This is a genomic window from Myxococcus qinghaiensis, assembly GCF_024198215.1.
GTDB lineage: Bacteria > Myxococcota > Myxococcia > Myxococcales > Myxococcaceae > Myxococcus > Myxococcus qinghaiensis.
This window is the reverse complement of the sequence record NZ_JAKCFA010000009.1, coordinates 395,859-421,431: the sequence shown is the minus strand read 5'-3', so window position 1 is coordinate 421,431 and position 25,573 is coordinate 395,859. Positions and strand designations below refer to the sequence as shown.

At 68.9% G+C, this 25,573-nt stretch carries 20 protein-coding genes; 13 read left to right on the top strand and 7 right to left on the bottom strand.

The genetic code is table 11. From position 1 onward, the window contains the following. Positions 1-211: 211 nt before the first annotated feature. Positions 212-1,552 (top strand): ELWxxDGT repeat protein, encoded by a 1,341-nt coding sequence (locus LZ199_RS19660; RefSeq protein ID WP_253995259.1) that lies wholly within the window; start codon positions 212-214, stop codon positions 1,550-1,552. A gap of 33 nt (positions 1,553-1,585) precedes the next feature. Here the strand turns inward: LZ199_RS19660 and LZ199_RS19655 are convergent, their stop codons facing one another. Then, positions 1,586-3,004 (bottom strand): galactose oxidase-like domain-containing protein, encoded by a 1,419-nt coding sequence (locus LZ199_RS19655; RefSeq protein ID WP_253995258.1) that lies wholly within the window; start codon positions 3,002-3,004, stop codon positions 1,586-1,588. Positions 3,005-3,245: 241 nt separating this feature from the next. On the opposite strand from LZ199_RS19655, the gene LZ199_RS19650 reads away from it, so the two are divergent. Together LZ199_RS19650 and LZ199_RS19645 are read left to right on the top strand one after the other, a co-directional pair. Next, positions 3,246-4,679: an ELWxxDGT repeat protein gene (locus LZ199_RS19650; RefSeq protein ID WP_253995257.1), complete on the top strand. Its 1,434-nt coding sequence runs from the start codon at positions 3,246-3,248 to the stop codon at positions 4,677-4,679. 62 nt (positions 4,680-4,741) lie between these two features. Further along, entirely contained in the window at positions 4,742-7,267 is a 2,526-nt protein-coding gene (locus LZ199_RS19645) for a hypothetical protein (protein WP_253995256.1), read from the top strand. A gap of 25 nt (positions 7,268-7,292) precedes the next feature. On the opposite strand, the gene LZ199_RS19640 is transcribed toward LZ199_RS19645, so the two are convergent. Together LZ199_RS19640 and LZ199_RS19635 are read right to left on the bottom strand one after the other, a co-directional pair. Further along, positions 7,293-8,066: a glucose 1-dehydrogenase gene (locus LZ199_RS19640; RefSeq protein WP_253995255.1), complete on the bottom strand. Its 774-nt coding sequence runs from the start codon at positions 8,064-8,066 to the stop codon at positions 7,293-7,295. A gap of 31 nt (positions 8,067-8,097) precedes the next feature. Further along, on the bottom strand, positions 8,098-9,084 hold the full coding sequence (locus tag LZ199_RS19635; RefSeq protein WP_253995254.1) for a zinc-dependent alcohol dehydrogenase family protein: 987 nt from the start codon (positions 9,082-9,084) through the stop codon (positions 8,098-8,100). 246 nt (positions 9,085-9,330) lie between these two features. Between LZ199_RS19635 and LZ199_RS19630 the strand changes: the two genes are divergently transcribed. Continuing rightward, entirely contained in the window at positions 9,331-10,386 is a 1,056-nt protein-coding gene (locus tag LZ199_RS19630) for a lysylphosphatidylglycerol synthase domain-containing protein (protein ID WP_253995253.1), read from the top strand. Here the strand turns inward: LZ199_RS19630 and LZ199_RS19625 are convergent. After that, a complete protein-coding gene (locus LZ199_RS19625) occupies positions 10,319-12,535 on the bottom strand; it encodes a molybdopterin oxidoreductase family protein (RefSeq protein ID WP_253995252.1) in 2,217 nt (738 codons plus the stop codon). The genes LZ199_RS19630 and LZ199_RS19625 overlap by 68 nt on opposite strands. Positions 12,536-12,656: 121 nt before the next feature. Between LZ199_RS19625 and LZ199_RS19620 the strand changes: the two genes are divergently transcribed. The 8 genes from LZ199_RS19620 to LZ199_RS19585 all read left to right on the top strand — a co-directional run bounded on the left by LZ199_RS19620 (position 12,657) and on the right by LZ199_RS19585 (position 21,582). Beyond that, the gene (locus tag LZ199_RS19620; protein WP_253995251.1) at positions 12,657-13,574 is read left to right on the top strand and encodes a hypothetical protein; all 918 of its coding nucleotides are present in this window, start codon (positions 12,657-12,659) and stop codon (positions 13,572-13,574) included. Positions 13,575-13,717: 143 nt separating this feature from the next. After that, positions 13,718-14,728, top strand: coding sequence for a 3-oxoacyl-ACP synthase III family protein (locus LZ199_RS19615; RefSeq protein WP_253995250.1), 1,011 nt, complete (start codon positions 13,718-13,720; stop codon positions 14,726-14,728). 306 nt (positions 14,729-15,034) lie between these two features. After that, positions 15,035-15,586: a chalcone isomerase family protein gene (locus LZ199_RS19610; RefSeq protein WP_253995249.1), complete on the top strand. Its 552-nt coding sequence runs from the start codon at positions 15,035-15,037 to the stop codon at positions 15,584-15,586. Between the two features lie 128 nt (positions 15,587-15,714). Beyond that, complete coding sequence (locus LZ199_RS19605; protein ID WP_253995248.1) at positions 15,715-16,518, top strand: OmpA/MotB family protein; 804 nt, start codon at positions 15,715-15,717, stop codon at positions 16,516-16,518. Positions 16,519-16,557: 39 nt separating this feature from the next. Next, entirely contained in the window at positions 16,558-19,173 is a 2,616-nt protein-coding gene (locus LZ199_RS19600; RefSeq protein ID WP_253995247.1) for a TonB-dependent receptor, read from the top strand. Between the two features lie 2 nt (positions 19,174-19,175). Then, complete coding sequence (locus LZ199_RS19595) at positions 19,176-20,045, top strand: hypothetical protein (RefSeq protein ID WP_253995246.1); 870 nt, start codon at positions 19,176-19,178, stop codon at positions 20,043-20,045. Between the two features lie 219 nt (positions 20,046-20,264). Continuing rightward, positions 20,265-20,999: an AHH domain-containing protein gene (locus tag LZ199_RS19590; protein ID WP_253995245.1), complete on the top strand. Its 735-nt coding sequence runs from the start codon at positions 20,265-20,267 to the stop codon at positions 20,997-20,999. Continuing rightward, positions 20,935-21,582, top strand: a complete 648-nt coding sequence (locus tag LZ199_RS19585; protein ID WP_253995244.1) for a DUF1629 domain-containing protein — start codon at positions 20,935-20,937, stop codon at positions 21,580-21,582. Before LZ199_RS19590 ends, LZ199_RS19585 begins: the two co-directional genes overlap by 65 nt. A 109-nt stretch (positions 21,583-21,691) precedes the next feature. Here the strand turns inward: LZ199_RS19585 and LZ199_RS19580 are convergent, their stop codons facing one another. Then, positions 21,692-22,012, bottom strand: a complete 321-nt coding sequence (locus tag LZ199_RS19580; protein WP_253995243.1) for a hypothetical protein — start codon at positions 22,010-22,012, stop codon at positions 21,692-21,694. A 127-nt stretch (positions 22,013-22,139) separates the two neighbouring features. Continuing rightward, on the bottom strand, positions 22,140-23,459 hold the full coding sequence (locus tag LZ199_RS19575) for a Kelch repeat-containing protein (protein WP_253995242.1): 1,320 nt from the start codon (positions 23,457-23,459) through the stop codon (positions 22,140-22,142). Positions 23,460-23,671: 212 nt separating this feature from the next. On the opposite strand from LZ199_RS19575, the gene LZ199_RS19570 reads away from it, so the two are divergent. Further along, the gene (locus LZ199_RS19570) at positions 23,672-24,100 is read left to right on the top strand and encodes a hypothetical protein (protein WP_253995241.1); all 429 of its coding nucleotides are present in this window, start codon (positions 23,672-23,674) and stop codon (positions 24,098-24,100) included. 168 nt (positions 24,101-24,268) lie between these two features. On the opposite strand, the gene LZ199_RS19565 is transcribed toward LZ199_RS19570, so the two are convergent. Beyond that, positions 24,269-25,522, bottom strand: coding sequence for an Hsp70 family protein (locus LZ199_RS19565; protein ID WP_253995240.1), 1,254 nt, complete (start codon positions 25,520-25,522; stop codon positions 24,269-24,271). Between the last annotated feature and the right edge of the window lie 51 nt (positions 25,523-25,573).

The following is a 25,573-nucleotide window of genomic DNA, read 5'->3' as shown; positions in this document are numbered from 1 at the left end:
GGCCGTTGTCTCGGGTCTCGAATTGGCTTCGTCTCCCACCCGCGCGGGTGTCTCGGTGTGGGTGTCCGAGCGCCAGCAGTCGACTCGCTCGGATGGAGGAGAAGTCCCCATGGGGTACAGGCGTCGTTTCCTGGGAGTGGTGTGTCTGCTCGTGAGTTGTTCCTCCGCCCCAGGCTCGTCGGAGCCGACGCGGGAGGGCTCGTCCCCGCTCGTGAAGACCTGGGCGCCCTGCTCGCGGACCGCCGTGTCGCTGGGTGTCACGGCGCTCGAGGAGACGCCGTACTCGCCGCCCTTGGCCTCCAGCGCCGCGGGCCTGATGTTCAGCGTGGACGACGGCGTGCGAGGTCGCGAGCCGTGGGTGAGCAACGGCGTGCCGAGCGCGGGGACCCGACTGCTGAAGGACCTCTTTCCCGGAGTGGAGGGCTCGGACCCCCGGTGGTTCACGCAGGTGGGGAACCAGGTGTTCTTCGCCGCCACGGACCCGGTGGTGGGACGCGAGCTGTTCGTGAGCGACGGCACTTCGGAGGGCACCCGGCGCGTGAAGGATATCTGGCCGGGTGCAGTGGGCTCGTTCCCGAACGAGCTGTTCGCGTTCAAGGGGCTGCTCTACTTCACGGCGGGAGACCCGGTGCATGGACGGGAGCTGTGGCGCAGCGACGGCACGTCCGCGGGCACGGTCCTGGTGGAGGACCTGGAGGTGGGGCCCGAGGACTCGTCTCCCTATCGGTTCACGCAAGGGGGAGATGACGCGCTGTATTTCCTCCGGACGGAGCGAGGCATCTTCACGCTGCTGATGCGCACGGAGGGCGGCCCCGGGGCCGTGGAGGTGTTCCGCACGCCCATCGACCAGGGCTTCCCGAGCCCGCTGACGCCCGTGGGCCGCAAGCTGTTCTTCTTCGAAGGGGGAGGGCACGGAGGTGGCGGCTCCCACGGCAAGAGCGGGACGCTGATGGCGACGGAGGCCGGTGCGCCCCCGGTGGTGCTGGGCCACTTCGGGATGACGGGGGACCTGGCGGCGGTGGGCGGGAGGCTGCTGTTCAGCGCCTCGCCGCACATGGTGACCGAGGACATGGAGCTGTGGCGCAGCGACGGCACCGTGGTGGGCACCACGCTGGTGGAGGACCTCCGCCCGGGACCCGAGGGCTCGTATCCCGAGCACTTCGCGGTGTTGGGCACCCAGCTCTTCTTCGCCGCGGACGATGGGATTCATGGCGTGGAGCCCTGGGACAGCGATGGCACGGAGCCAAGGACGCGCCTGTTCGGAGACCTGGAGGCTGGCGCGGGCAGCTCGTTCCCGGACGCGCTGAGGACCCTCGAGGGCCTGCTCTTCTTCAGTGCGTCGATTCGCAACCGGGGCTCGGAGCCGTGGGTGGGCGACGGGGTGCGCATCTCCACGGTGGCCCTGACGGAAATCGCGCCCGGGCCCCGCTCGTCCAACCCGAAGAACTTCATGCGCTCCCAGGATTATGTGTTCTTCACCGCGGAAGACGCCAGCGGGGTCCGGGGGCTGTATTCCCTGCTCGTCCGGCCGGACGGGGATTGTCCTCGCTGAGCAGGTGGGGCCCGACGCGCATCCGTCCTCGAATCAGGGAGGAGGGATGCGCAGCCTGCGTCCACTGGAAGGCACGCCCGCGTTGTTGACGATGAAGAGCTGGTAGTAGCCAGGCGGCGCGAGGTTGCGGTTGGCGGGCATGGTGGCGGTGAGATTTCCCGCGGCACGCGTGAAGGCGAGCGTGAGCAGCCGCTGGTTCTGGTCGAACGTGTGCGTCGTCGAGTTGAGGGCGATGAGGGACACGCGGGTGATGCTGGCCGCGTCGGGTGTGGTGATGGTGATGGTGCTCGCTGGCTGGGCTGTCGTCGGGGCCGCGGTGACGACGGGGCGCGCGCCCTTGAAGAGATAAGGCGGTGAGTAGACCTCCGCGGTGAGCTCCTGGCTGCCTCCCGCCGACAGCACGCGTCCATCCGGCAGGAGCACCGCGGTGGAGTGATAACCCCGGTAGCGCACGTTGCTCGCCAGCGAGGTCCAGGTGTTGGTGGTGGGGTTGTAGAGCTCGGCGTAGAAGACGGGGAAGTTGGACGAGTCGAAGTCGGGGCCGCTGCTGCCTCCGAGGACGAGCACGGAGCCGTCCGGCAGCAGGACCGCGTTGTGCTGCCGACGGCGGATGCTCATCGGCGCCACGTACCGCCAGGTGGGATTGGCCGCGGTGAGGTCTATCTGCTCCACGGTGGAGGTGGGGGGTTGTCCTCCGCCGATGAGGAGCACCTTGCCGTCCATGTAGACGGCGGGCCCGTAGCTGCGGGTGCCGTAGTTGCTCACGGGCCCGGTTCTCCAGGCGCCATTGCTGGTGGGGTCCAGCCAGAGCGAGCCGCGCAAGGAGCCCGCGTAGAAGAGCTGCCCATTGGGGGCGAGGAACATCTTCGGGTAGTAGGGGATGTTCATCGACGCGTTGGTCAGCGTCCGCCAACTGCTTGTCCCCGCGATGAAGCGCTGGGGAATGAGGTTGATGTCGTTGGCCCCATTCATCTCTCCGGAGGTGACCACGATGTCACCGTTGTTGAGCGTGGTGTTGGTGGGGTACCAGCGCGGGCCGTTCATGTTCGGCACTTGCGTCCAGGTGTTGCTGAGGTAGTCGAAGAGGCTCGCGCGGGGGAGGCCCACGTGGCTGGCGATGTGTCCCCCGGTGACGAGCAGCTTGCCATTCGAGAGGAAGGAGTGGCCGGAGCAGAAGATGTTGTAGCCCGCATAGGGGTATTCGGTGATGACATTGGTGGCGGGGTCCCAGCGCCGAGGCGGCAGGGCCCCCTCGGCGAACTCGCCGTAGAACATCACCTTGCCATCGGGGAGCACGCTGGTGTGCGTGGCGGTGATGGGCCAGTTCATGACACTGGACCAGCGGCCGACCTGCGAGGGGGACTGCGCGAGGGCCGACGAGGCCCCCACCACGAGGCCGAGCAGCCAGAGCGCGCTGACGCCCGGCGAAAGCGTGACACAGCGGTTCGTCATGGAAGGGGAGACTCCGAACGCGGGGTTGTCCAGGCGGGGCCCAGAACGTAGGCGTGCGGCCGACAACGTCGAGCTGTTCTCGAGTCCCGTTCGCTGACGATTGCCCGACGAAACGCTGCCACCGGAGGGTCGTTGTCTCGCGACGCGAAGTGTCTTGGTCTCCCACCCGCGCGAGTGGCCTCGGCGTGGGTCTCCCCGTCACGTGATGGCTGTCGACTCGAGCGGATGAGGAGAAGTCCCGATGAGGTACAGGTGCTGTTTCCTGGTGGTGGTGTGTTTGCTGGCGAGTTGCTCGTCGTCGTCGGAGTCGCCGGAGCAGGTGCAGGCGGGCGCATCGCTGCTCGCGGGTCCCTGGGAAATCTGCACGAGGACCGCCGTGTCGCTGGGGGTCTCCCTGGTGCAGGAGTCGCCGCCCACGCCACTCATTGCGCCCATGGCGCCCAGCGCGGGGGGCATGGTGTTCAGCGTGGACGACGGGGTGCGAGGCAGCGAGCCGTGGGTGAGCAACGGAACCCCCGGGGCGGGCACCCGGCTCTTGAAGGAGCTCATCCCTGGAGCGGTGGGCTCGCACCCGACCTGGTTCACGACCGTGGGGAGCCGGGTGTTCTTCGCCGCCGATGACCCGGTGGCCGGGCGCGAGCTGTTCGTGACCGATGGAACGACGGGTGGCACCCGCCTCGTGAAGGACATCTGGCCCGGCGCGGTCGGCTCGTTCCCGAATGAGCCGTTCGCGTTCAACGGGCTGCTCTACTTCGCCGCGGGAGACGCAACGCATGGACGGGAGCTGTGGCGCAGCGATGGCACCTCCGCCGGCACCTTCATGGTGGAGGACCTGGAGCCGGGCATCGAGGACTCCTCGCCCTATCGGCTCACCCTGGGGGGAGACGGCTCGCTCTATTTCCTCACGTCGTATCGCGGTGTCCTCACGATGCTGATGCGCTCGAACGGTGGCCCGGGCGCCGTCGAGGTGTTCCAGACGCCGAGCGACCAGGACTTCCAGCTTCCGTTGGTGCCCGTGGGCAGCAAGCTGTTCTTCGCGGTGAGCGTGTCGCACTCGGGTGGCGCGATGCTGATGGTGACGGACGGAGGGGCGCCTCCGGTGATGCTGCGTCAGTTCGGGATGGTGGGGGCGATGGCGGGCGTGGGAGGGAGGTTGCTCTTCAGCGCGGCCTTGGGGATGGGCAGCCACGACATGGAGCTGTGGCGCAGTGACGGCACGGTTTCGGGGACGGTGCTGGTGGAGGACATCCTCCCGGGGCCCACGGGCTCGAATCCCGACCACTTCACGGTGCTGGGCAACCGGCTCTTCTTCGCCGCGGACAATGGCACCCACGGCGTGGAGCCCTGGGACAGCGACACCACGGCGGTGAAGACACGGCTGTTCGGCGACCTGGAGCTCGGCGCGGGGAGCTCGTTCCCGGACGAGCTGACCACCGTCGACAACCTGTTCTTCTTCAGCGCGGCGATTCGCAACCGGGGCGCGGAGCCCTGGGTGAGCAACGGCGTGCGCATCACCACGGTGTCCCTGACGGAAATCGCGCCCGGTCCGCTCGACTCCTTCCCGAGGAGCTTCACGCGCTCCGGCCAGAACGTCTTCTTCACGGCGCAGGACAACACCGGCGTCCGGTTCCTGTATGCGCTGCCCATCGTGCCCGTGGGAGGGTGTCCTCCCTGAGTCAGGCGCGTCCTGGCGCCGTCCGGGAGCACAGCGGCGCCGGGACGTTGTAGACAGGGGGCATGTCCCTTTCCTGGGAGAACGGTGCCCTCCGTGGCACGCGGGTGCGGTGTCCCGGCTGCACCCGCTTCAACGCGCCCGGCATCCGGTGTCCCCACTGCGCGTGCGGCCCGGTGCCACCCGAGCACTATGGCGCCGCGCGCATGCTGCTCCACGCGGGCGTGGACCGCTTCGCGCTGGTGGGGCGGCTGGAGGCGCTGGAGCCGTCCCTGTCCTGGCAGTTGGAGTCCCAGTACGCCGCGCGGTGGGCGGACGTGCTGCGCGTCATCGCGGACGTGCGCTGGTGCGAGCCCTTCCTGTTGCTCCCGGGCTTCGCCGAGGAGGCCGAGGACCGCTGGGCCGAGCAGCTCCCCTGGGCCTGGCCGCCTGTCCCCGACTCCTCCACCGAGGACGACGAGGACGAGGACACGTTGGCGGTGATGTTCCGGCACGGCCAGGCGTCCGAGGTCCGCCAGCTCGCGGCGCTCGCCAAGGTGCACCTGCGACAGGAGACGCGGGACATGTACTCCACCGTCCTGTCCAGTCTGTACGAGGAGGGGAGGGCGGCGATGGAGGCCGCGCTCGCCCTGACGCGCTGGCGGGTGTGGAAGCGCACGCGGTTGCAGCGGCAGCAGCGCGAGCACATCGAGCGTCACGCGCGCGCCGTCTTCGCGCGCTTCCCCGAGCACACCGCGCGCGCCGCGGTGGCCTGGGTGCGCGCCACCGGCAAGCCGCCCGAGGTGGACCTGCTCTTCGCGCTGCGCGAGGGGCTGCGCTCCCCGGACGAGGACCTCCGCTTCGAGTGCGCGCTCGTCCTCGAGGACGAGTCGGGGCTCGTCGCCGCGCTGGACTCCGAGGACGCGGAGGTGGTGACGGAGGCGCGGGGGACGCTGGCGTCGCTCGGCTCGTCGACACTGCTCTCGCGACTCGCCACGACGGGTGACGCGGCCTTCGTCCGGGACGTGCTGCGACGGCTGCCGTCACCGCCCACGCTGGAGGTGCTGGAGGCGGTGCTCGCCGTCACCGCGCGGGAGCCGGACGCGCTCGCGGACGCGGTGCAGTCCTGGGCTCGCAACATGCCCTTCGAGCGCCTGTCTCCGGACGTCCTGGCCCGCTGGGGAACGTTCGCCCGTGACACCCTGGGCACGTGGCCCGCGCGGAATGTGCTTCGGTGGTTGGAGTGGGCCACCGACGAGCGAGAGGCCCGGGCCACGCCGGCCGCGCGCGCCTTCCATGCCGCCGCCGTGCAGGCGCTCAGGACCGCCCCGTCCGCCGAGCGCGCGGAGCTGGTGCGCGCGGGCGGCTTCACGACCTTGCTCGCGCTGGGTGACGTGGAGGAGCTGACGCTGGTGCACTCGTGGGCGCGGGACGCGGCGTGCGCGGAGCCGTTGCTGAACCTGCTGGTGTCGCTGCCGGGGATGCTGGACCGCCTGGCGCCGGAGGTGGGGAGAGGCCGCTCGGCGCGGCTGCTGATGGCCGCGTGGGAGAAGCCCGCGCGGGCGGCGGTGCTGGCCCCGCTGGCGAAGGCGGTGCGCTCCTGGAGCGGCATCTCCGGACGCGAGGAGCTCATCGACGCCGTGTGGCTGCGCTTCCAGCGCTACCTCGACGAGCGCGCGGACCTGCTGGCCACCTTCATGCCCTGGCGACAGGAGCTATGGGAGCGCCAGCTCGCGGCGGAGCCGGACCCCCTCGTGATTTTCGAGACGTGGTGGCGCGCGGACTCGCAGCTCCAGCTCCCGAAGCTGGTGGGGTGGTTGTTGGAGGACGTCCCCGCCCGGACGCTGGCCGAGCGCCTGCCCTTCGTGTGGGCGGCGGTGGAGACGCGGGTGGATGGGTGGCCGCGCTCCACCTCGCATGCGGCGTTCTACGCGTCCTCACGGCTCAACAATGCGCTGCGCGAGGGGAATGACTTCCTCATCCCCGACGTGGAGCGCTTCCTGGAGTGGCTCCCGGACTTCGAGCGGCGCGTGCGCGAGGCGCCCGTCCAGGAGGCCGAGTCCAGCTACCACCGTGACCTGCTGGAGGACATCCACGTCGACGTGAAGATGATGGGCGAGTACCTCCAGCGCCAGCGGGACGACGAGGAGGAACAGCGCCAGGCCGAGCTGCGGCGGCGCGTGGAGGAGTCCCGACGCAGGGACCAGCAGCGGCGAATCGAGATGGCCCAGCGCGAGGCCGAGGCCGCCCAGCGCGAGGCGGCCCGGGTCCGCGAGGAGCAGGAGGCGCACCGTGCGCGGCTGATGAACGCGGTGGCCCAGATGGGGCCGCCCGTGTCCCTGGAGCGATGGTTCCAGGCCCGCCCCCAGGTGGACGCGCAGGAGCTGGACACGGAGGTCATCCTCCCCGGGGCGAAGCTGGGCACGTTGCTGGAGTACGCGCGGGTGCTCAAGGCGATGAGCGTGTCGAGCGACTCGCTGGCGGTCTTCGAAGCGCGCGGACTGTCGATTGCCGACTGGAGCACGGAGGCGCAGGCCTGGATACAGGCGATGATGCGGCGCCCGGAGCTGAGCGTGCGCTTCGCGCAGATGCTGACGGCGCCCTGGACCTGAGCGCCGCCAGCGACTTCCAGAGGGGCTACTGCGCGGAGGAGCCGCCGTCGAGGACGAACTCGGAGCCCGTCATCAGCTTCGACTCGTCCGACGCCAGGTACACGACGGCGTGGGCGATGTCGTCCGGCTCGCCCAGGTGGCCCAGGGGGATGCTGCGCCGCATGCCCTCGCGCGCCTTGTCCGGCACGCCGCTGGCCTCCATCAGCGCCTTCACCATGGTGGTCTCGACGAAGGTGGGGTGGATGGAGTTGCAGCGGATGCCGTAGCCCTGCTGCGCGCAGTGCAGCGCCACCGACTTGGTGAACATGCGCACGGCGCCCTTGGCGCTGCCGTACGCGGGCAGCGTGGGCACGCCGATGAGGCCCGCCAGCGAGGAGATGTTGATGATGGAGCCCCTGGCTCCACACTGGCGCATGGCGCGGATGCCGTGCTTGCAGCCGAGGAACGTGCCGTCCAGGTTGACGGCGTGCACCAGCCGCCACTCCTCCAGGGAGAGGCGCTCCACGTCCTTGGGGATGCCCAGGCCCGCGTTGTTGACGAGCACGTCCAGCCGGCCGAACTTCTCCAGCGTCGTGTCGATGGCCTGGACCCAGTCCTCCTCTCGCGTGACGTCCAGCGGGAGGAACAGGCCCTGGCCCTCGCCCAGGGACGCGGCCACTTCGCGCCCGAGCGCTTCCTGGCTCTTGCGGTCCGTCACCACGACCTTCGCGCCCTCGCGCGCCAGCATCCGCGCCGCCGCGCTGCCCAGGCCTCCCGCCGCGCCCGTGATGAGTGCCACCTTGCCTTCCACGCGATTCATCGTCGTGTTCCTTTCGGGCTGCGAGTGGGAATCAGACCGGACCGTTGGGCGTGAGCAGCACCTTGCCGCCACGTCCACCTTCCATGGCGCGCGCCAGCGCATCCTGGATGGCATCGATTGAGAAGGTGCCCTCCACCGCCGTCTTCAGCGTGCCGTCCGCCAGCAGCTTCGACAGCCGGGCGTAGGTGTCGCGCTGGTGCTCGCGCTCGGCGCGCTTCAGCCACAGCACCAGCCAGAAGCCGCGCAGGGTGACGTCCTTGAAGATGGTGGCCTCCGCCGACAGCTTGGGGCCCTTGCCGCTCATGACGCCGTAGTTGACCACCGTGCCCCCGGTGGCGAGCGAGTCGCCGAGCCGCCGCGTGGAGTCTCCGCCCACGCCGTCGATGGCCAGCCGCACCTTCGCGCCGCCCGTCGCCTCGCGCACGCGCTCCCGCAGGTCGTCCGTGTCCGTGAGCACGACGTCCGCGCCCAGCGCGAGCAGCTCCGGCGCAAGCTCCTCGCGGCGCACGACGTTGAGCGTCTTGTAGCCGGCCTGCTTCGCCAGGGTGATGAGGTAGCGGCCCACCGCGGAGTTGGCCGCGTTCTGGAGCACCCAGTCTCCGGGCTGCAGGGTGACGAACTCGCGCAGCATGATGTCCGCGGTGGGCGGGTTGACGAACAACATGGACGCCTGCTTCACGTCCGTGCCCTTGGGCACCGGCATCAGCCCCTCGGCGGGGGCGACCAGGTGGGTGCGCCACGTCCCCGAGCCCAGCGGCAGGAAGACGACGTCTCCCACCTTCACCGCTGACGTGTCCTTCACCTCCACCACGCGGCCCACGCCCTCGTTGCCCGGCACCGCCGGCAGCTTGGGCAGCGAGCCGTACTGTCCGGAGAGGGTGAGCACGTCGGAGGGATTGATGGGGGTGGCCAACACTTCAATGCGGACCTCACCCGACTTCAGCTCCGCGTCGGGCTCCTCCACCACCTCCACCACCTTCAACGGGTGCCCGAACTTCGAAAACCGGACCGCTTTCATGAGTTGCTCCGTGTGCGCGCGGGAAATCGGAGCCGCACCCTAGCGACCTTCGGAGCCGGAGCCGAGCACGCACTCGGAGTCGCTCGGGCAACCGGCGCTCCGGGGTGGGGGGGCCGAGCGCGGATGTCCACCGGCTGACGCGAGGCAGAGGGAGGTGGCTTCCGGGCGACGGGCGACCCTCGCCATCCCAGCCGGGGCTGTCCACCTTCCACCGTGACTCGGGGCGCAGGGTGGGTGAGGGAGGCGATGGTGAGCAACGCGCGCGGGGAGATGACCCTGGGCCGACCGATGGACGCGGCGATTGCGCTCCCCTCGGTGTCGGTGCCCTGGCGGAAGAAGCTGACGGGGCTCTTGCGGCCTGTCTTCGCGGTGGCGGGCCTGGCCATGCTGGCGCTGCTGGTGCGAAAGGCGGGAGCCCGGGAGCTGGGTGGGGTGCTGCTGGAGGCCGCGCCCTGGCTGCCCTGGGTGGTGCTGCTGGAGCTGGGACGTCAGGGCATGGACGCGCTCGCGACGCGCGCCTCCTATGGCACCCGCGCCGAGCACGTCCCGATGCGCGTCTTGCTGCGCGCGCAGCTCATCGGCACGGCGGTGTCCAGCATGGCACCCGCGGGCCGCGCCGCGGCGGAGGCCACCAAGGCCGCGCTCTTGTCGCCCCACATGGGCGGCGCCACGGCCACCGCGGCGGCGGCCACTTCGCAGGCGGCCTCGCTGGGGGCGGGCGGCCTCATCTCCTTTCCCTGCGCGGCGGCGTCCTATCTGCTGACGGGCTGGTCCGTCTTCACCCTGGCCATGCTGGGCCATGGCGTGGTGCTGGTGGTGGCCTCCACGGGCCTGCGTGCCTGCATGCGCGCGCGGAGGCCCTGTGCGTGGCTGGCGCGGCGCTCCCAGCGCTGGGCCCACCACACGGAGCAGTTCCGCGTGACGGCGTGCCACGGCACGTTGCTGCCGACGGGGCCGGTGCTGGCCTTCCTGGGCAGCCGCGCGCTCCAGGTGGCGCAGTACGCGGTGCTGACGCACGCGGTGGGAATCGACACGTCGCTGGTGCAGGCCCTCTTCTCGCAAGGTCTCTATCTCTGCGCGCTGGCGGTGGGCTCGCTGGTGCCCGGGCAGGTGGGCGTCAGTGACGGCGCCTTCGCGCTGGCGGCGGGCGTGCTGGACACCACCGCCGCGCGCGCCATGTCGGTGGCGCTGCTGGGCCACCTGGTGCAGCTCGTCTTCGTCACGGCCGGCGCGCTCACGCCGCTGGTGTGGCGGGTGCGTCCGGCGGCCCGGCCGGCTTCACCCGAACCGGCGTGCCGTTGAAGGCGGCGTTGCCGCTGAGCAGGTCCACGGCGCGGTCGTCCGTCAGGTCGTTCTGGCTGATGCCCGCGTGCTCGGCGGCGATGCGCTGGCCCGTGCCCTGACGGCGGTGGCCATAGCCGTGCGGCAGGCTCACCACGCCGCGCATCACGTCGTCCGTCACCGCCACCGGCACCTCCACTTCGCCCACGCGCGAGGTGACGACGGCGACCACGCCATCGACCAGGCCCAGCCGCGAGGCATCCTCCGGGTGCACCATCAGCGTGCAGCGCGGCTTGCCTTTCACCAGGCCCGCCACGTTGTGCATCCAGGAGTTGTTGTCGCGCAGGTGGCGCCGGCCGATGAGCAACAGCTCCCCGTCGCGCGGCTCGTGGGCTGAGCCCTCCGGGAAGGTCTCCCGCAGCCGGCGCACGTCCGCCATCAGCGGCGCGGGAGCGAGCTGGATGCGCCGGTCCTTTGTCTGGAGCCGGCCGAGCAGGCACGGCTGGAGCGGGCCCAGGTCCACGCCGTGCGGTGACGCGCGCAGCTTCGCCAGCGACAGGCCTTCGCGCAGCGGATGGAAGCGCGCGCCGTACGGGCCCATGCGCAGGCCGACATCCAGCACCCGCTCCGGCCCCAGGCGCGTGAGGGCCTGGTACTTCAGGGTCTGCCGCAGCGAGGGCCGGCCGCGGCGCAGGTTCTCCAGCCGGTGCTGGAGCGCGAGGACCACCTGCCAGTCCTGGCGTCCCTCCGGCCCGGGCTGGAAGAGGGGCGGCGAGTACTTGGCGGTGTTGCGCACCGACAGCACGTGGAAGGCCACGTCGTAGTGGCCGCGCTCCAGCGGGGAGACGGGCGGGAGGATGAGGTGCGCGTGGCGCGTCGTCTCGTTGAGGTACGGGTCCAGGCTCAGCATGAAGTCCAGGCCCTCCAGTGCGCGCTCCAGCTGCGGGCCATTGGGCGTGGACAGCACGGGGTTGCCGGCCATGGTGATGAGCGCGTGGATGCGGCCCTCGCCCGGGGTGAGCATCTCCTCGGCCAGCACCGCCGCGGGCAGCTCTCCGCCCACCTCCGGCAGTCCGCGCACGCGGCTCTTCCAGCGGCCATAGCTGCCGCGTCCGAGCGCCATCGCCTTGGGCCCGCCGACGATGTCGAACGCGGGCTGGGTGAACATGGCGCCGCCCTGTCGGTCCAGGTTGCCCGTCACGACGTTGAGGACGTTGATGAGCCACTGGCACAGCGAGCCGAACGGCTGCGTGGACAGCCCCATGCGTCCGTAGCAGACGGCCTGCTCGGCGGAGAGGAAGTCCCGGGCGATTCCGCGCAGCGTCTCGGCGGGCACGCCGGTGTGGGGCGCGACGCGCTCGGGAGGGAAGTCGCGCGCGAGCTCCCGCACGGCCTCCAGGCCCTCCAGGTGCGCGGCCAGGTGGCTTGCGCGCGGCGTGTTCTCCACGAGCACGACGTGCAGCAAGGCCAGGAGCGCGAGCGCGTCCGTACCGGGGCGGATGAAGACGTGGCTGTCGGCGATGGCGGCCGACTCCGTGCGGCGCGGGTCCACGACGATGAGCTTGCCGCCGCGCTGCTGAATCGCGCGCAGCCGGGCGCGGATGTCGGGCGCCGTCATCAGGCTGCCGTTGGAGGCGAGCGGGTTGGCGCCCATGACGAGCAGGTACTGCGTGCGGTCCAGGTCGGGAATGGGCGTGAGGAGCTGGTGGCCGAACATGAAGTACGACACCAGCTGGTGGGGGAGCTGGTCCACCGACGTCGCGGAGAAGCGGTTGCGTGAGCGCAGCGCGCGCACCAGCTCCGGGCCGAACACCATGTTGCCCAGGTTGTGCACGTTGGGGTTGCCCAGGTAGGACGCCACCGAGTCGCGCCCGTGCTCCTGCTGCACGGCGTGGATGCGCCGGGCCGCCTCGTCGAGCGCGTCGTCCCACGACACGCGCTCCCAACCCGTCGCCGTGCGCCGCATCGGATGGCGCAGCCGGTCCGGGTCCTCGTGCAGGTCCTTCAGCGCCAGCGCCTTGGGACACACGTGGCCCCGGCTGAACGGGTCCTCGTCGTCACCTCGGATGGCGGTGATTCTCTCGCCCTCCAGCTCGATGCGCAGGCCGCACATCGCCTCGCACAGGTTGCACGTACGGAAGTGGACCCGGGACGTAGCCGTCGCGCTCATGCGCGGTACTCTACCTCGCCCGTGCCATCGCCAATGCCTGTCAGCGCCGCGTTCCGCTGTGCGGATTCAGGGCTGACGATATCGGCAAGCCCATGAAAGGATTGCGGCGAGAGGGGAACAAATGCGCCGAATGTGGTCGTGGGTCGTTGTCGCGGGGGTGTCGCTGTCGTCCGTTTCGCTGGGTGACGAGGTGAAGGGCGACAGGGACGAGCTGGGCAGGGGCGTGCGCTTCACCAAGAAGGACGCGGTGGTGGGGGAGGCGGAGGAGCAGCGACTCCGCCTGGAGATGACCCAGGACTTCCAAGTCACCGGGCCGGAGATGGAGCCGGAGCCCATCTCGCTGTCGAGCACGATGCTCCAGACGCAGGTCACCACCACGCTCGCGGCGAAGGGCCGCATCGTCACCCGCAGGAAGATTGTCTATGGCGATGTGGTGGACGTGACGAAGGACGGCGACGGCAAGGAGACGCGGGAGGTGTCCGCCGTCAACGGCAAGAGCTACCTGGGGGAGTTCAAGAAGGGGACCCTCGTGGTGACGGACCTGCAGGGCAAGCCCGTGACGAAGCAGGTGCGGGACACGGTGCTCACGGACCTTGAAGGGCTGGGCGAGGAGGACCCCATCGTCGCCGCCTTCCCCGAAGCGCCGCTCCAGATTGGCGACAGCGTGGACCGCGTCGCCAAGGCGTTCGAGGCCAGCCTCCAGAAGGGAGGCGGCCCGGACGGGGTGAAGTTCAAGGACACCCGCATCCAGCTCTCGGAGATTCGCCATGAGGCGCGCGGGCCCGTGGGCGTCTTCGCGGTGTCCACCACCCTGGAGGTCCCCGCGGATGAGGAGTCCCCCGTGTCGATGTCCGTCACCTACCAGGGAACGATGAACATCCTGGCCGCCGGCACCCTGCTCCTCAGCTTCTCCATGGCCGGGCCCCTGACGCTCACCCCCGCCCCGGAGCTGTACCAGCAGGGCATGCGCATCGAGGGCAAGGGAGACTCGCGCCTCGTGCTCACCACCCGCGTCCTCCCTCCGCCGCCCGAGAAGTGACGACACAGCGCGTCAGCAACGTGGCGAAAACGTGACGAGACCGGGCCGGCGCTCCGCACGAGTGGCCGGCTGCTCCGCGGAGTGGCGAAGGCGTGACAGGGCGCTGACAGAGAATGGGCAGGGTTCGTGGTTAGAGGGTTCACATGTTCCTGCACGCGCTCGGCCATTTCCATCCGCCCAACCTCCTGACCAATGCCTTCCTCGAGGAGCTGGGGCTCGAGACCTCGGACGCGTGGATTGTGGAGCGGGTGGGCATCCGCTCCCGTCACACGGTGCTGCCGCTGGAGTACCTGCGGGAGACGCGCAACAAGGACGTGCGGGCCGCGCAGGAAGCGGCCCTCTTCAGCAACGCGGAGACGGGGGCCCAGGCGGCGCGGATGGCGCTCGCGCGCGCGGGGCTGAAGCCGTCCGACATCGGCCTCGTCGTCGCGGGCGGGTGCAGCCCCGACGAGTGCATTCCGGCCGAATCCAACCGCGTGGCGCAGGTGCTGGGCATCGACGCGCCCGCGGTGGACCTCCAGAGCGCCTGCTCCTCGTTCTGCACGCAGCTGCACTTCCTCACGGGCATGCGGCCGGAGCGGCTGCCGGACTACGTGCTGGTGGTGAACATGGACAACTCCACGCGCGTCGTCGACTACACGGACCGCTCCAGCGCGGTGCTGTGGGGCGACGGCTCGGCGGCGGCGGTGCTCTCTCCCCGCGTGCCCGGGCGGTGGCGAATCACCGAGACGCGGCTGGCCGGAGACCCATCGGGCGCGGACAAGGTGCGGGTGCCGCGCATCGGCCACTTCACCCAGCACGGCGCGGAGGTGCAGAAGTTCGCCATCCGCCGCGCGGGGGAGACGTTCCTCGACTTGCGCGCCCACTACCTGCGCCAGCACCCGGAGAAGGGCAACGAGGACGTCACCTTCATCGGTCACCAGGCCAACCTGCGCATGCTGGAGGCCGTCCAGCGCCGCTGCGAGGTGCCCGAGTCCCGCCACCGCTTCAACGTCAACGTCCGGGGCAACACCGGCGCGGCAGGAGCCCCAGGCGTGCTGAGCGAGCACTGGGACGACGCCTCCCTGGGCGACGCGGTGGTGCTGAGCGTCGTGGGCAGCGGCCTCACCTGGGCCGGCGCCCTGCTGGAGCGCACGGACGCGGCCACGAGCTGACGCACCCGGACGGGCGGCCCGGATGCACGGAACCCGACCTGTCATGAAGCTGGGAGCCCCGCACGTCGGAGAGCACTGGTATGTTCTCCAACGAGCGTCATGGACCCGATTCACCCCGACATCCCCCTCCTGCCCCCCACCTGGTGCCCTGGCGTTCCGGCCACGGGTCAGGGACACGGCGTGACATCGGACTCACCGGCGGTCTTTTCCGTCCACCAGGGCACAGGTGCACAGGTGGATCTGCTGGCGGCGCGGCGAGGGCGTGCGCACCTATCCCGGCACCGTAACGGGGCGGGGGTCGGACGCATGAGAGAGCAGGCGTGGAAGAGCGCGCGGTGGCTCGTGCTGGGGCTGGTGTTGGTCGCGGGCTCGGCGCGGGCGGGACAGAAGCAGGTGGGCGGAGTCCATATGCCGGACTCGATGACGCTCCAGGGGCGCACGGTGGAGCTCGCCCACATGGAGCTGCACAAGCGCTTCCTCTTCAAGGTCTATGTGTGGAGCCTCTACCTGGAGGACCGTCCACGCAGTGCCTCGGAGGCCATCGCCTCCAACTCCGTGAAGCGGCTGCACTTCCGCTTCCTGCGGGACATCACCCGCTCGCAGCTGGTGGACAGCCTGCGCCATGGCCTGCACCGCAGCGCGGAGCTGCGCGAGGGGCCCTTGTCCCAGCAGCTCGGCGTCATGCTCGACTCGATGCGTGACGTGGAGAAGGGCGGGGACCTCATCATCACCTACACGCCCGGGGGCGGGCTGGAGATCGGCGGCGCGGCCAGCGGCGGCGTCTTCATCCCCGGCAAGACGTTCGCTGACGCGCTCTTCTCCGTCTGGCTGGACGTGCACCCCATCTTCCCTCGCTGAGGGCCCCACCCTGGCCAGGCGGCCAGGGCACCCGGCTGGCGAAATGCCATTGTGGGTTCTTCCTGACCTTGGCGCTCCCGAGCAGTAAGGTGGAGCTCCAATCATCGTTGTCGGGAGAACTCATACATATGCGGACACGGCTGATTCTGGCGGCATTCGTCGCGCTCTCCACGGGATGCGTTTCGCAGGGCAAGTTCGACGCGAAGGCGCTGGAGGCGGAGCAGCTCACCAAGGGCCTCACGGACGAGAAGGGTGCGCGCGAGGCCGCCGAGGCCAAGGTGAAGGAGCTGACGGAGAAAATCGCGGCGCTGGAGCAGGAGAAGACGGCGCTGGAGACGCGGCTGACGACCTCCGAGTCCCGCCTCACGTCGGGCGCCGCCGAGCGCCGGGCGCTGCAGGAGCAGAACGCGCAGCTGGCCGCGCTCAATGACGAGCTGGCTCGCAACTCCAAGAAGCTGGCGCAGGCGAAGGAGGAGCTGGAGAAGAAGAGCTCCGAGTACGAGAACCTGGCGCAGAGCCTCAAGTCGGAAATCTCCGAAGGCAAAATCGAGCTGTCCGAGCTGAAGGGCCGGATGACGGTGCAGCTCAAGGACAAGATTCTCTTCGCCTCCGGTTCGGCGCGGGTGGGCAAGGAGGGCGTGGAGGCGCTGAACAAGATCGCCACCGCGCTCAAGACGGTGCAGGGGAAGATTGTGCGCGTGGAGGGGCACACGGATGACGTGCCCACGGGCGGCGGTCAGTTCCCCACGAACTGGGAGCTGAGCCTGGCGCGAGCGATGGCGGTGGTCCGGGCGCTCCAGGACGCGGGTGTCGACCCGACGACGTTGTCGGCGGCGGGGTACGGCCAGTACCAGCCGATTGCGGCCAACGACTCGCCGGAAAACCGCAGCTTGAACCGGCGCATCGAAATCGTCCTCGCGCCCAAGTTGTGAGAGCTTCGGGAGGGCGCGCGCGGGTGCGCCCCTCCCCTCATGAAAACGCTCTTCACCGTCTTCTGTTTCCTCATCGCCACCGGGGCGCTGGCCCAGGCCCCGGATGGCGGCGTCGCCGACCCCGACGCGGGTGTCCCCACCGGTGTGCTGACGAAGCCACCCGAGCTCCTGCGTCAGGTGGAAGCGCCGTACCCCGCTGAAGCCGCCGCCCAGCAGTTGGAGGGGACGGTGGTGATGTTCATCGACATCTCGGAGACGGGCGCCGTCACGAATGTCGAAGTCACGCAGGCCGCGGGGCACGGCTTCGATGAGGCCGCGGTGGAGGCGGTGAAGCAGTTCGAGTTCTCCCCGGCGGAGGTGGACAACGTCCCTTCGCCAGTCCGTATCCAGTACGCGTACCAGTTCGTCTTCCGGCCCGTGGCGCCCGAGCCCACGGCGGACGGAGGCGTCTCGCAGCCCGAGGCGCCGGTGAACTTCAGCGGTCAGGCGCTGGAGCGAGGCACGCGCAAGCCGCTCAACGGCGCGGAAATCGTGCTGCCGGAGCTGGACCTGTCCACCGTCGCCGACGCGGAGGGGCGCTTCTCCTTCCGGGGTGTGCCGCTGGGCACGCACGAGGTGCTGGTGGTGCAGGGCGGCTATGACCGCTTCAAGACGAAGGAGACGCTGTCCGAGGGCTTGGAGACGCGCGCCACGTACTACGTGCAGAAGCGCATCTTCAGCCCCTTCGAGACGGTGGTGAGAAGCGACCGTGAGCGCAAGGAGGTGACGAGCACCACGCTCCAGGTGGCGGAGGTGCAGCGCGTGCCCGGCACGCAGGGCGACACGCTGAAGGTGGTGCAGAACCTGCCCGGCGTCGCGCGGCCCGCGTTCAACGGCGGCGCGCTCGTGATTCGTGGCACCAGCCCGCAGGAGTCCGGCGTCTTCCTGGACGGCCAGCGGATTCCCCTGCTGTTCCACTTTGGCGGCCTGACGAGCGTCTACAACTCCGAGCTGCTGGAGTCGCTGGACTACCTGCCCGGCAACTTCTCCTCGTACTACGGCGACATCACCGGCGGCGTCATCAACGTGAACAGCCGCGAGCCGAAGATGGACCGCCTCCACGCCACCGTGGGCGTGAGCCTGATTGAGTCCAACGCGGTGATTGAGGGGCCGATTACGGACACGCTGGGCTTCGCGCTTGGCGGCCGGCGCTCGTACATCGACATCGTGCTGGGAGTGATTCCGGAGGGTGACGGCCCGAGCCTCCAGGTGGCGCCGCGCTACTACGACGCGCAGCTCAAGCTGGTGTGGAAGCCGCTGTCGCGTCACACCTTCACGCTGCAGGGCATCACCTCGCGCGACAGGTTGGGGCTGGTGTTCGACCGGCCGTCGGACAACGACCCCACCGTCAACGGGAGCCTGGATGTCACCACGGGCTTCAACCAGCTGCGGCTGCGTCACCAGTACCGCGCGGACCGGCTCACGCTGGACACGCACGCGCTGGTGGGCAACACGCTGGTGGAGTTCGAGATTGGCGACCGCAACCTGCGCATCGCCTCCACGGACCTGAACCTGCGCGCCACCGCGGAGTACGCGCTGGTGGAGCCCTTCACCCTGGCGGGTGGCGTGGACGTGACGAGCAGCTTCGCGAACGTCAAGGCGCGCATCCAGCGTCCGCCGCGCGAGGGCGAGCCGCCCAGTCCGCTCATCACCGAGGACCTGCTCAACACCGACGGCGACTTCCTCCAGTACTTCCCCTCGCTGTGGATTGAGGGGCGCTGGCGCCCGTTCAAGGGGCTGCTGGTGGTGCCGGGCGTGCGGTACGAGGGGTATGTCTTCACGGACCAGAAGGAGACGAAGCGCACGCTCAACCCGCGTCTGGCGGTGCGCTACGCGCTGACGGACACGCTGACGCTGAAGGGTGGCGCGGGCGTGTACCACGGGCCGCCGGTGCAGGATGAGCCCAGCCTGGCGTTCGGCAATCCGGACCTGGCGGCGAAGCGCTCGCTCCAGTACGGCGTGGGCGCGGAGTGGCAGCCTCAGCAGGAGTGGTTCGTCAGCGGCGAGGTCTTCTACAACGACCTGGACAACCTCATCAGCCGCTCGGACGCGCTGGTGGAGCGGGACGGGGAGCTGGTGCCGGAGCGGCTGACGAACGGGGGCATCGGCCGCGTGTATGGCCTGGAGATTCTCATCCGCCGTTCGCTGACGGAGCGCCTGTTCGGCTGGATTGCGTACACGCTCAGCAAGAGCGAGCGTCGGGATGCGCCGGGAGCGAACTGGCGCCTGTTCGACAACGACCAGACGCACGTGCTGACGGCGATTGCCTCGTACAAGCTGCCGAAGGGCTGGGAGGTGGGGGCGCGCTTCCGCTTCGCGTCGGGCAATCCGACGACGCCGGTGGTGGGCTCGGTGAGGGATGACGGCACCGACGTGTTCCTGCCGCTGTTCGCGGGGGTGAACTCGCGACGGCTGCCGTCGTTCAATCAGCTGGACGTGCGCGTGGACAAGATTTTCGTCTTCGACAAGTGGACGCTGGACGTCTATCTGGATTTGACGAACGTCTACAACAACGCGGCGGTGGAGGGCATCGCCTACAACTACAACTACAGCGAGAGCGCCTACTTCGAGGGACTGCCCATCCTTCCAGTCATTGGCGCCAAGGGGAGCTTCTGAGCATGCGCACGCGAGTCCTCGTCACACTGGCCGCGCTGCTGCTTGCCTGCGGCCCCGACTTCGAATTGCAGAGTGAAATCCGCCGGGTGCGAGTGCTGGGCATCCGCGCGGAGCCGCCGGAGCTGGTGCTGAATCCGGACACCGGGACGTTGCCGGGGCCGGTGACGTTCAGCGCGCTGGGCGTGGCGCCGGAGGGGCGGACCGTCACGGTGACGTATGCGCTGTGTCGCTACAACGGCAACCCGTATGACGGCCGCTGCCCGGGTGAGAACGGCGTGGCGCTGCCGGACGGTGTGTTGTCATTGCAGGACCCCAACGTGCAGGTGGTGTTGCAGGAGGCGCTGGTCGCGGCGAATCCCAATGGAGGAGGGACGCCGAATCCGGATGACCCGCGCACGCGCGAGGCGCTGGAGCAGGGCATTCCGCTCTTCGTGGGGTACGAGGCGTCGGACGGCACGGGCACGCCGGAGGGGGTGGAGCGGGGCGTGAGGCAGGTGCTGGTGCGCTCGACGACGGAGCCGAATCAGAACCCGTCGGTGGCGGACATCCTCTGGAATGATGTGCCGCTGACGGGGCCGCTGCCGGTGGACACGGAGGTGGTGTTCCGTCCGGTGCTCACGGAGGGGAGCTCGCAGGTGTATACGGCGGAGGACGGCCCGCGCACGGAGCAGGTCTTCTACAGCTGGTTCGTCTCAGGGGACGGCGAGGTGAAGGAGTTCCGCTCGCAGGAGCCGGTGGACAACAGGCCCGGAGACCCGACGTCGAAGTACGAGACGCCCGCCACGCCCCAGCGAATCACCGTCTATGTGGTGGCGCGTGACGGACGCGGCGGAGTGGGCTGGCTCAGCCGAGACGTGGACGTGGGGCCGTAGTCACTGGCAGGCGAGCTGCCCCAACGCACTCTGGCGTGGCGTTGGGGCGGGCTTCGTCGAAGCGCCTGCCAAAGCTGATGCTGCCCCCGGGGGCATGCTGTGAGAGGTTCCGCTGGGTTGGGGCGCTGAGTTCCGGACGGCCCTGCCTGATTGTCTGGTCTGGAATCAGTTCTCTTTGAGGGGATTCACAATCGGCCCGTCTAGAGATGTGCTGTCCCCATGCCTGTCGGCACGTGGGAGCGGACGCTTCCGGTCAGAAGCTCGAAGGGATGGCCTGAGCCCGCGAAGTGGCAGGCGTGCGCGTTCTGCGGGAAGCCAGCGCATGCCTTGGCGGCGGAGCCTGGGTCGAATGAAGGCAGCTCCGGAACGTTGAGCAGGAACATCCTCAACGGAGCGGAGCCTGAATCGCACCCTTGGTTCACCGGGGCCTATTCCATCGCAGCCCATCACCTGCTCTGCTCGGAGTCGATGAGTGGAGACGAGGACTGGGCGCGTGCCTGCTGGTACTTCGGTTACGATATCAACCGCGCGGAGAACGGTGTCTTTCTTCCCACCGTTCCCGCGGTCGCCTGTGAGCTTCATGTCCCAGTTCACCGGGGCCCCCACTCAGGCGGCTGGGCCTTCGACCTGGACCTGGCCTATCCCGAGGCCGTGAACAAGCTTTTGGAGGGTGTATCGCGGTCGGTAGACCGTGGGGGCTTCTGCGCGACGCCCACGGCTCTGACGAATACGTTGGACCGCCTCAGCCGAGACATATTGGGGAAGGTCGCGAAGGGGGCTTGGACCCTCACCACCGATGGTTTGGACTACCTCCCAGGGGGCAATGGCTGCTCTGGCGCGCTGAGCATTCCGGGCAAGCCACGCCTCCCATGTCCGCGCGGTCGACGTCATGGTGCACGTCACGGCACCACGCAAAAGGCTCTTCCACGACGAGCACTTCAGGTGGGGGCGTAGACGCATGCAACACGAGTACTTCGTCCTCATGCGCGCGCGCTCGCAGCACCATCCGCTGCTGGCGTGGAACCAGTCCGGAAGCGCGTTCCGAAAGGCCCGGCCCGTGGCTGTCAGTGAACCGGTCAAATTGCGGCTCGGCGAACCCGTTCCAGCGAAGCCCATCATGGCGGACTTTCACAGTCTGCCGGCGCCCGTTGTGTCGTCGCGGCTCAAGGAGGTTCTTGAAGCCGCGGACCTCCGAGGTGTCCAGTTCATTCCTGCTGACGTCGAGGTTGGAGACGCCGTACATCGTTACTGGCTGGTCCATATGTGGCGGGAGATTCGCTGCGTGGATCGGGAGCACTCCGACTTCGAGGACTCCGAGACGGGATTGTTCATGCTGCTGCTCGACCGGCTCGTGCTCGATGAGGCTGTCCTCCGGGAGATTCCGCTGGAGGAGCGGCTGGCCTTCGCCCTTGAGGAGCATGTCGTGTATCTGTTCCACCGCACCGTGGTGGAGCGGGTGCTGGCGATGACGCCTCCGCCCGAGGGGCTCCGCTTCATTCCCGTGGCGGAGTGGGGTGCATCATCGGCGTTCCGGTGACAGACGGCGCCAGCCCGAGTCGCGGGCGCTTTCGGACCTGTCACCACGCACCGCAAGGGGCGCGCAACCATCAGGTGAATGCGCATCGCAGGTGTGCGCTCCACTGCCTTCAGTCGGCCACCACTCCGCTTGTCCAGGCCCTTCCGTAGTTGACCCCTTTCCATCGAACCTCTCTGGCTTCTTGAAGGTGCTTGAAGCGGAGGACGAACAAGGTGGGTCCATTACCTGTGGTGACCAGTGCGCGAACCCCCTCGATCCTGCCGCCGAAGTAAGAGGGCTTTGCCTTCGTCTTGTGGAGGTAGATCATCCCGCCGACGAGCTGCTTGGCTTCGTCTGCTTTGATTGCCCAGTTGCCACTTTCCCAGTGGCCATCTGCGGACACTCGGTGGAGGTGTTCATTCTCATGGCAGATGAAGTGGATGGAAGGCATGCCTCCATCTTCGGAAGTTTGATGTTTGGGCGGAAGGATGAAGAAGCAGGCTGGAAGTGATCAGCTCGGGGAGGCTGGTCTGTTATGGAGTATAGACCAGCGCTCTTTGCGTCCTGGACGTGGCCCGCTACGGTGCCGTCGCGGGCGGCTTCCAGAGGAACACGTTGCGCCGTGTCCCGCTCACGACGATGAACACGTTGCGCGCGCGGCTGTAGCGGAACCGCCCATAGGTGCCATTCGACGCGGCAGGACCCGGGTCATCCCCCGTGCCCGTGACTTCCACCCAGCGCGCGTTCGGCAGGTCGAGCATCGCCAGCCTCTTCCCACCAGGGTACGCGACGAACCGGTCCAGCACCGGTGAGTACGCGAGCCCCGGCGCTCCGCCCACCGGCGTGCTCAACCCCGTGGTGCTGACGGTGGCGTGCGTCTTCCCCGCGTCGCTCAACGCATACGTCGACACCGTGGCGCCCTCGCGCACCAGCGCCAGGACGTTGCGCCGCGTGTCCACATCCGCGCCCGCGTAGTAGTAGCCCGCGCCGTCCGCCGCATGCGCTGTCCAGGTGTCGGCGACCGGGTCGTACTCATGCAGCTTCCTCGGCCCCACGTACCAGACGTGCCCGCGCGCATCGGCGGCGCTCGCTCCGTAGTCGATGACAGGGTTGTTCGCGCCGCGCACCCAGCGCCCCGTCCCGAAGTCGAAGCCCATCACCAACCTGGAGCCCGCCTGCCCGCTGGGATACGTACCCACGGAGCCGAGCACATAGAAGCGACCCGTCGCCTCGCTGAAGGCGATATTGCCGTAGGTGTGCGCACTGCGCGGCTGCTGCGAGTCGACCTGGGCGAGAATGCTCGGCTCGTCACATAGCTCCGGACGCACGTAGCCGCTGGCCGTCAGGCTCGTGTCCGGGATGTCGAGCGACGCGACGGACGGATAGAAGCCACACGTCTCCAACCGCTTGTCCCGCATCACCGGCGTGACGCTGTTGCCCGTCATCCCCGTGGGCAGCTCCGTCCACCGCTTCCACGTCATCGACGCCAGGTCGAACGTGAAGACGTTGTTGTACGGCGAGTCGTCATGCCCGCCGCCCCAGACAATCAACCTGTCCCGGAGCGAGTCATAGGCCCCACCGCTCCACGCAATCATCACCGCTTCGCACGGGTAGCTGGAGTACGGCAGGGGACACACGTCCGCCATGTTCGTCCCCGGCAGCTCCTTCCAAGAGCCCGTCGGCATGGCGGCGATGATGGCGTCGACAGGGCCTGGCTCGATTCCCCCCGCATCGGGCACGGGGCCCGAACCCCCGTCACCTCCAGCGCCCGCGTCCGCACCGGGTCCTCCATCCGCTCTCGGCGGTGTCTCGGAGGGGTCGCCGTCATCACAGCCGGGAGACAGCACCGCGGCCCAGACCCACGCGGCGGGGAGCAGGACTCGAGAGAGTCGTCGCATCCCACATCCTGTGCGGCGCGCTCACGACGCGTCTCGACAAGACGGGCGCGGTCTCTCCTCGAGGGCGGAGCTTCCTGGAACGACCGATGCACCCTGAGTCAATTGAAACCTAATTCTATCCCTGAAAATAAGAATTCGCGAGAAGTCCACTTGGTTCCGTTCCCCAGGAATGGTTGGTTCCGCCCCTCCCTTCACCTGGAAAGGACTCCCCCATGCGGAACCTCCTCGCAGTGACTGCCTCCCTCTTTTCGCTCACGTTCCTCGGCTGCAACGCCGCGCCCGCGGAGCCGACCCCCGAGCCCACGCCGGAGACCTCGGAGCAGACCCAGAGCCTGACGGCGACGGGCCAGAGCTGCCAGTTCGACACGGAGTGTGCTTCGGGCCTGTGCTGGGTGGAGGCGGATTCCTACCCCCTCTACAACCCGCAGTGGATTCACGCCGACAGCTGCACCGAGGAGTGTGGTGGCCCCACGGACCATGAGAGCTGCCGCCTCCTGGCCCTCGACCTGAACGCTCCGTACCCGAACAACGCGCGCTGCATCCCCGCGCGGGGCGTCTACGACAACTACCCCTACGACGACATCTTCTACGTGTGCGACATGCTCCGCGTCGGCCTGGGCCGCGTTCACTGGTCCGAGTAGTCGCGACGTGACTCGCGCCGCCCGGAACGCGATAGCGCCGGGCGGCGTGTCATCGTGGATGCGCTCCACACGCGGAAGCACCCGCGATTCGTGCGGAAGACTCCAAGGCGAGCTACCAGACGCTGGATGCCATGCTTCGTCTACACGAAGTGAGCGCGTGTCCGCGGCTCAGCCGAAAGACGCGGAGGCGCGTCCCAGACCCTCGGCCACGGAGGTGAAGGCGTCCGCGGTGCGCACGCGCTCCTCGCCGAAGCGATTCACATAGAGCTGGCGCACGGCGGGAATCTGCGAGGAGCCGCCCGTGAGGAACACGGCGTCGATGTTCGCCGCCTCGGGGTGACGCGACAGCAGCCCCACCGTGCACTGCTCCAGCTCGTCGAGCAGCGGCTTGCTGAACACCTCGAACTCCGCGCGGGTGATGGGCTCGTGGAGGTTGATGCGGGCCTCCTCGAAGTCCACGGTGGCCACCTCGTCGCGCGACAGGCGCACCTTGGCGGCTTCAATCGCGCGGAACAGGCGATAGCCCAGGTTGTCCATCACCAGGTCGTGGAGCGCCTCGATTTCGGGCTGCTTGTCACTGGTCTCCAGCATGGTGTCCAGCAGGTCCTGGGTGGACTTCTCCCGGATGAAGGACATCTCGTGCCAGGACAAGAGCTTGGCCATGACGTGTTGGGGCATGGGCAGGCGCTTGTCGCTCAAGCCTCGCACCCGATAGGTGGAGCCCGCGCCAAAACGCGGCAGGAGCTTGTGGCGCATGATTTCGGCGTCGAAGCGGTCACCGCCGATGCGGACACCGGTGGAGCCCACGACGTCCGGGCGGCGGTCCTTGACGCCTCGGCGCGAGGGGCCCAGGCGCATCAGCGTGAGGTCCGTGGTGCCGGCGCCGAAGTCGGCCACGAGGACCAGCTCATCGCGGGTGAGCTGCGCCTCGTAGGCGAGCGCGGCGGCGATGGGCTCGATGAGGAACTCGATGTGCTGGAAGCCCGCCAGCTCGGCGGCGCGGTGCAGGCGCTTCTGGGCGAGCGCGTCCGCGTCCTTGTCCGGCGTGAAGACGGCGGGGCGGCCGAGGATGACGGCCTCCGGAAGGCCACCCATGTGGGCGCCCGCGGCCTCGCGCACGCGGCGCAGGAGGATGGCGACCAGGTCCTCGATGGTGAAGGTGCGGCCCTTCACCTGGGTGGCGCGGAAGGAGTTGGAGTGGAGGAAGGACTTCACGGACTGGATGAAGCGCCCGGTGTTGTCCTCCATGTAGCGGTTGATGGCGTCGGCGCCCGTGTAGATTTCGCGCTCGTCGTCCGGAAAGAACATCACGGAGCGGAAGAGGCGGGGCTCCGAGGTGTGGGGTTGCAGCGACAGCACCGTGCCGTCAGGCAGGGCCGCGGCGGTGTTGCTGGTTCCGAAGTCGAGTCCACAGGCATGCATGGGGGTGCGCCCCTTATCGCCAAACTCCAGGAAAGGGTAGGGCGTCGTGAG

Excerpts from the sequence above, each read along its gene's own strand:
- LZ199_RS19600 (WP_253995247.1), top strand. The coding sequence starts at position 16,558 with ATGAAAACGCTCTTCACCGTCTTCTGTTTCCTCATCGCCACCGGGGCG.
- LZ199_RS19630 (WP_253995253.1), top strand. The coding sequence starts at position 9,331 with ATGGTGAGCAACGCGCGCGGGGAGATGACCCTGGGCCGACCGATGGAC.
- LZ199_RS19635 (WP_253995254.1), bottom strand. The coding sequence starts at position 9,084 with ATGAAAGCGGTCCGGTTTTCGAAGTTCGGGCACCCGTTGAAGGTGGTG.
- LZ199_RS19625 (WP_253995252.1), bottom strand. The coding sequence starts at position 12,535 with ATGAGCGCGACGGCTACGTCCCGGGTCCACTTCCGTACGTGCAACCTG.
- LZ199_RS19585 (WP_253995244.1), top strand. The coding sequence starts at position 20,935 with ATGGTGCACGTCACGGCACCACGCAAAAGGCTCTTCCACGACGAGCAC.
- LZ199_RS19640 (WP_253995255.1), bottom strand. The coding sequence starts at position 8,066 with ATGAATCGCGTGGAAGGCAAGGTGGCACTCATCACGGGCGCGGCGGGA.
- LZ199_RS19615 (WP_253995250.1), top strand. The coding sequence starts at position 13,718 with ATGTTCCTGCACGCGCTCGGCCATTTCCATCCGCCCAACCTCCTGACC.
- LZ199_RS19570 (WP_253995241.1), top strand. The coding sequence starts at position 23,672 with ATGCGGAACCTCCTCGCAGTGACTGCCTCCCTCTTTTCGCTCACGTTC.
- LZ199_RS19590 (WP_253995245.1), top strand. The coding sequence starts at position 20,265 with ATGCCTGTCGGCACGTGGGAGCGGACGCTTCCGGTCAGAAGCTCGAAG.
- LZ199_RS19565 (WP_253995240.1), bottom strand. The coding sequence starts at position 25,522 with ATGCATGCCTGTGGACTCGACTTCGGAACCAGCAACACCGCCGCGGCC.
- LZ199_RS19595 (WP_253995246.1), top strand. The coding sequence starts at position 19,176 with ATGCGCACGCGAGTCCTCGTCACACTGGCCGCGCTGCTGCTTGCCTGC.
- LZ199_RS19605 (WP_253995248.1), top strand. The coding sequence starts at position 15,715 with ATGCGGACACGGCTGATTCTGGCGGCATTCGTCGCGCTCTCCACGGGA.
- LZ199_RS19620 (WP_253995251.1), top strand. The coding sequence starts at position 12,657 with ATGCGCCGAATGTGGTCGTGGGTCGTTGTCGCGGGGGTGTCGCTGTCG.
- LZ199_RS19655 (WP_253995258.1), bottom strand. The coding sequence starts at position 3,004 with ATGACGAACCGCTGTGTCACGCTTTCGCCGGGCGTCAGCGCGCTCTGG.
- LZ199_RS19610 (WP_253995249.1), top strand. The coding sequence starts at position 15,035 with ATGAGAGAGCAGGCGTGGAAGAGCGCGCGGTGGCTCGTGCTGGGGCTG.
- LZ199_RS19575 (WP_253995242.1), bottom strand. The coding sequence starts at position 23,459 with ATGCGACGACTCTCTCGAGTCCTGCTCCCCGCCGCGTGGGTCTGGGCC.
- LZ199_RS19580 (WP_253995243.1), bottom strand. The coding sequence starts at position 22,012 with ATGCCTTCCATCCACTTCATCTGCCATGAGAATGAACACCTCCACCGA.
- LZ199_RS19645 (WP_253995256.1), top strand. The coding sequence starts at position 4,742 with ATGTCCCTTTCCTGGGAGAACGGTGCCCTCCGTGGCACGCGGGTGCGG.
- LZ199_RS19650 (WP_253995257.1), top strand. The coding sequence starts at position 3,246 with ATGAGGTACAGGTGCTGTTTCCTGGTGGTGGTGTGTTTGCTGGCGAGT.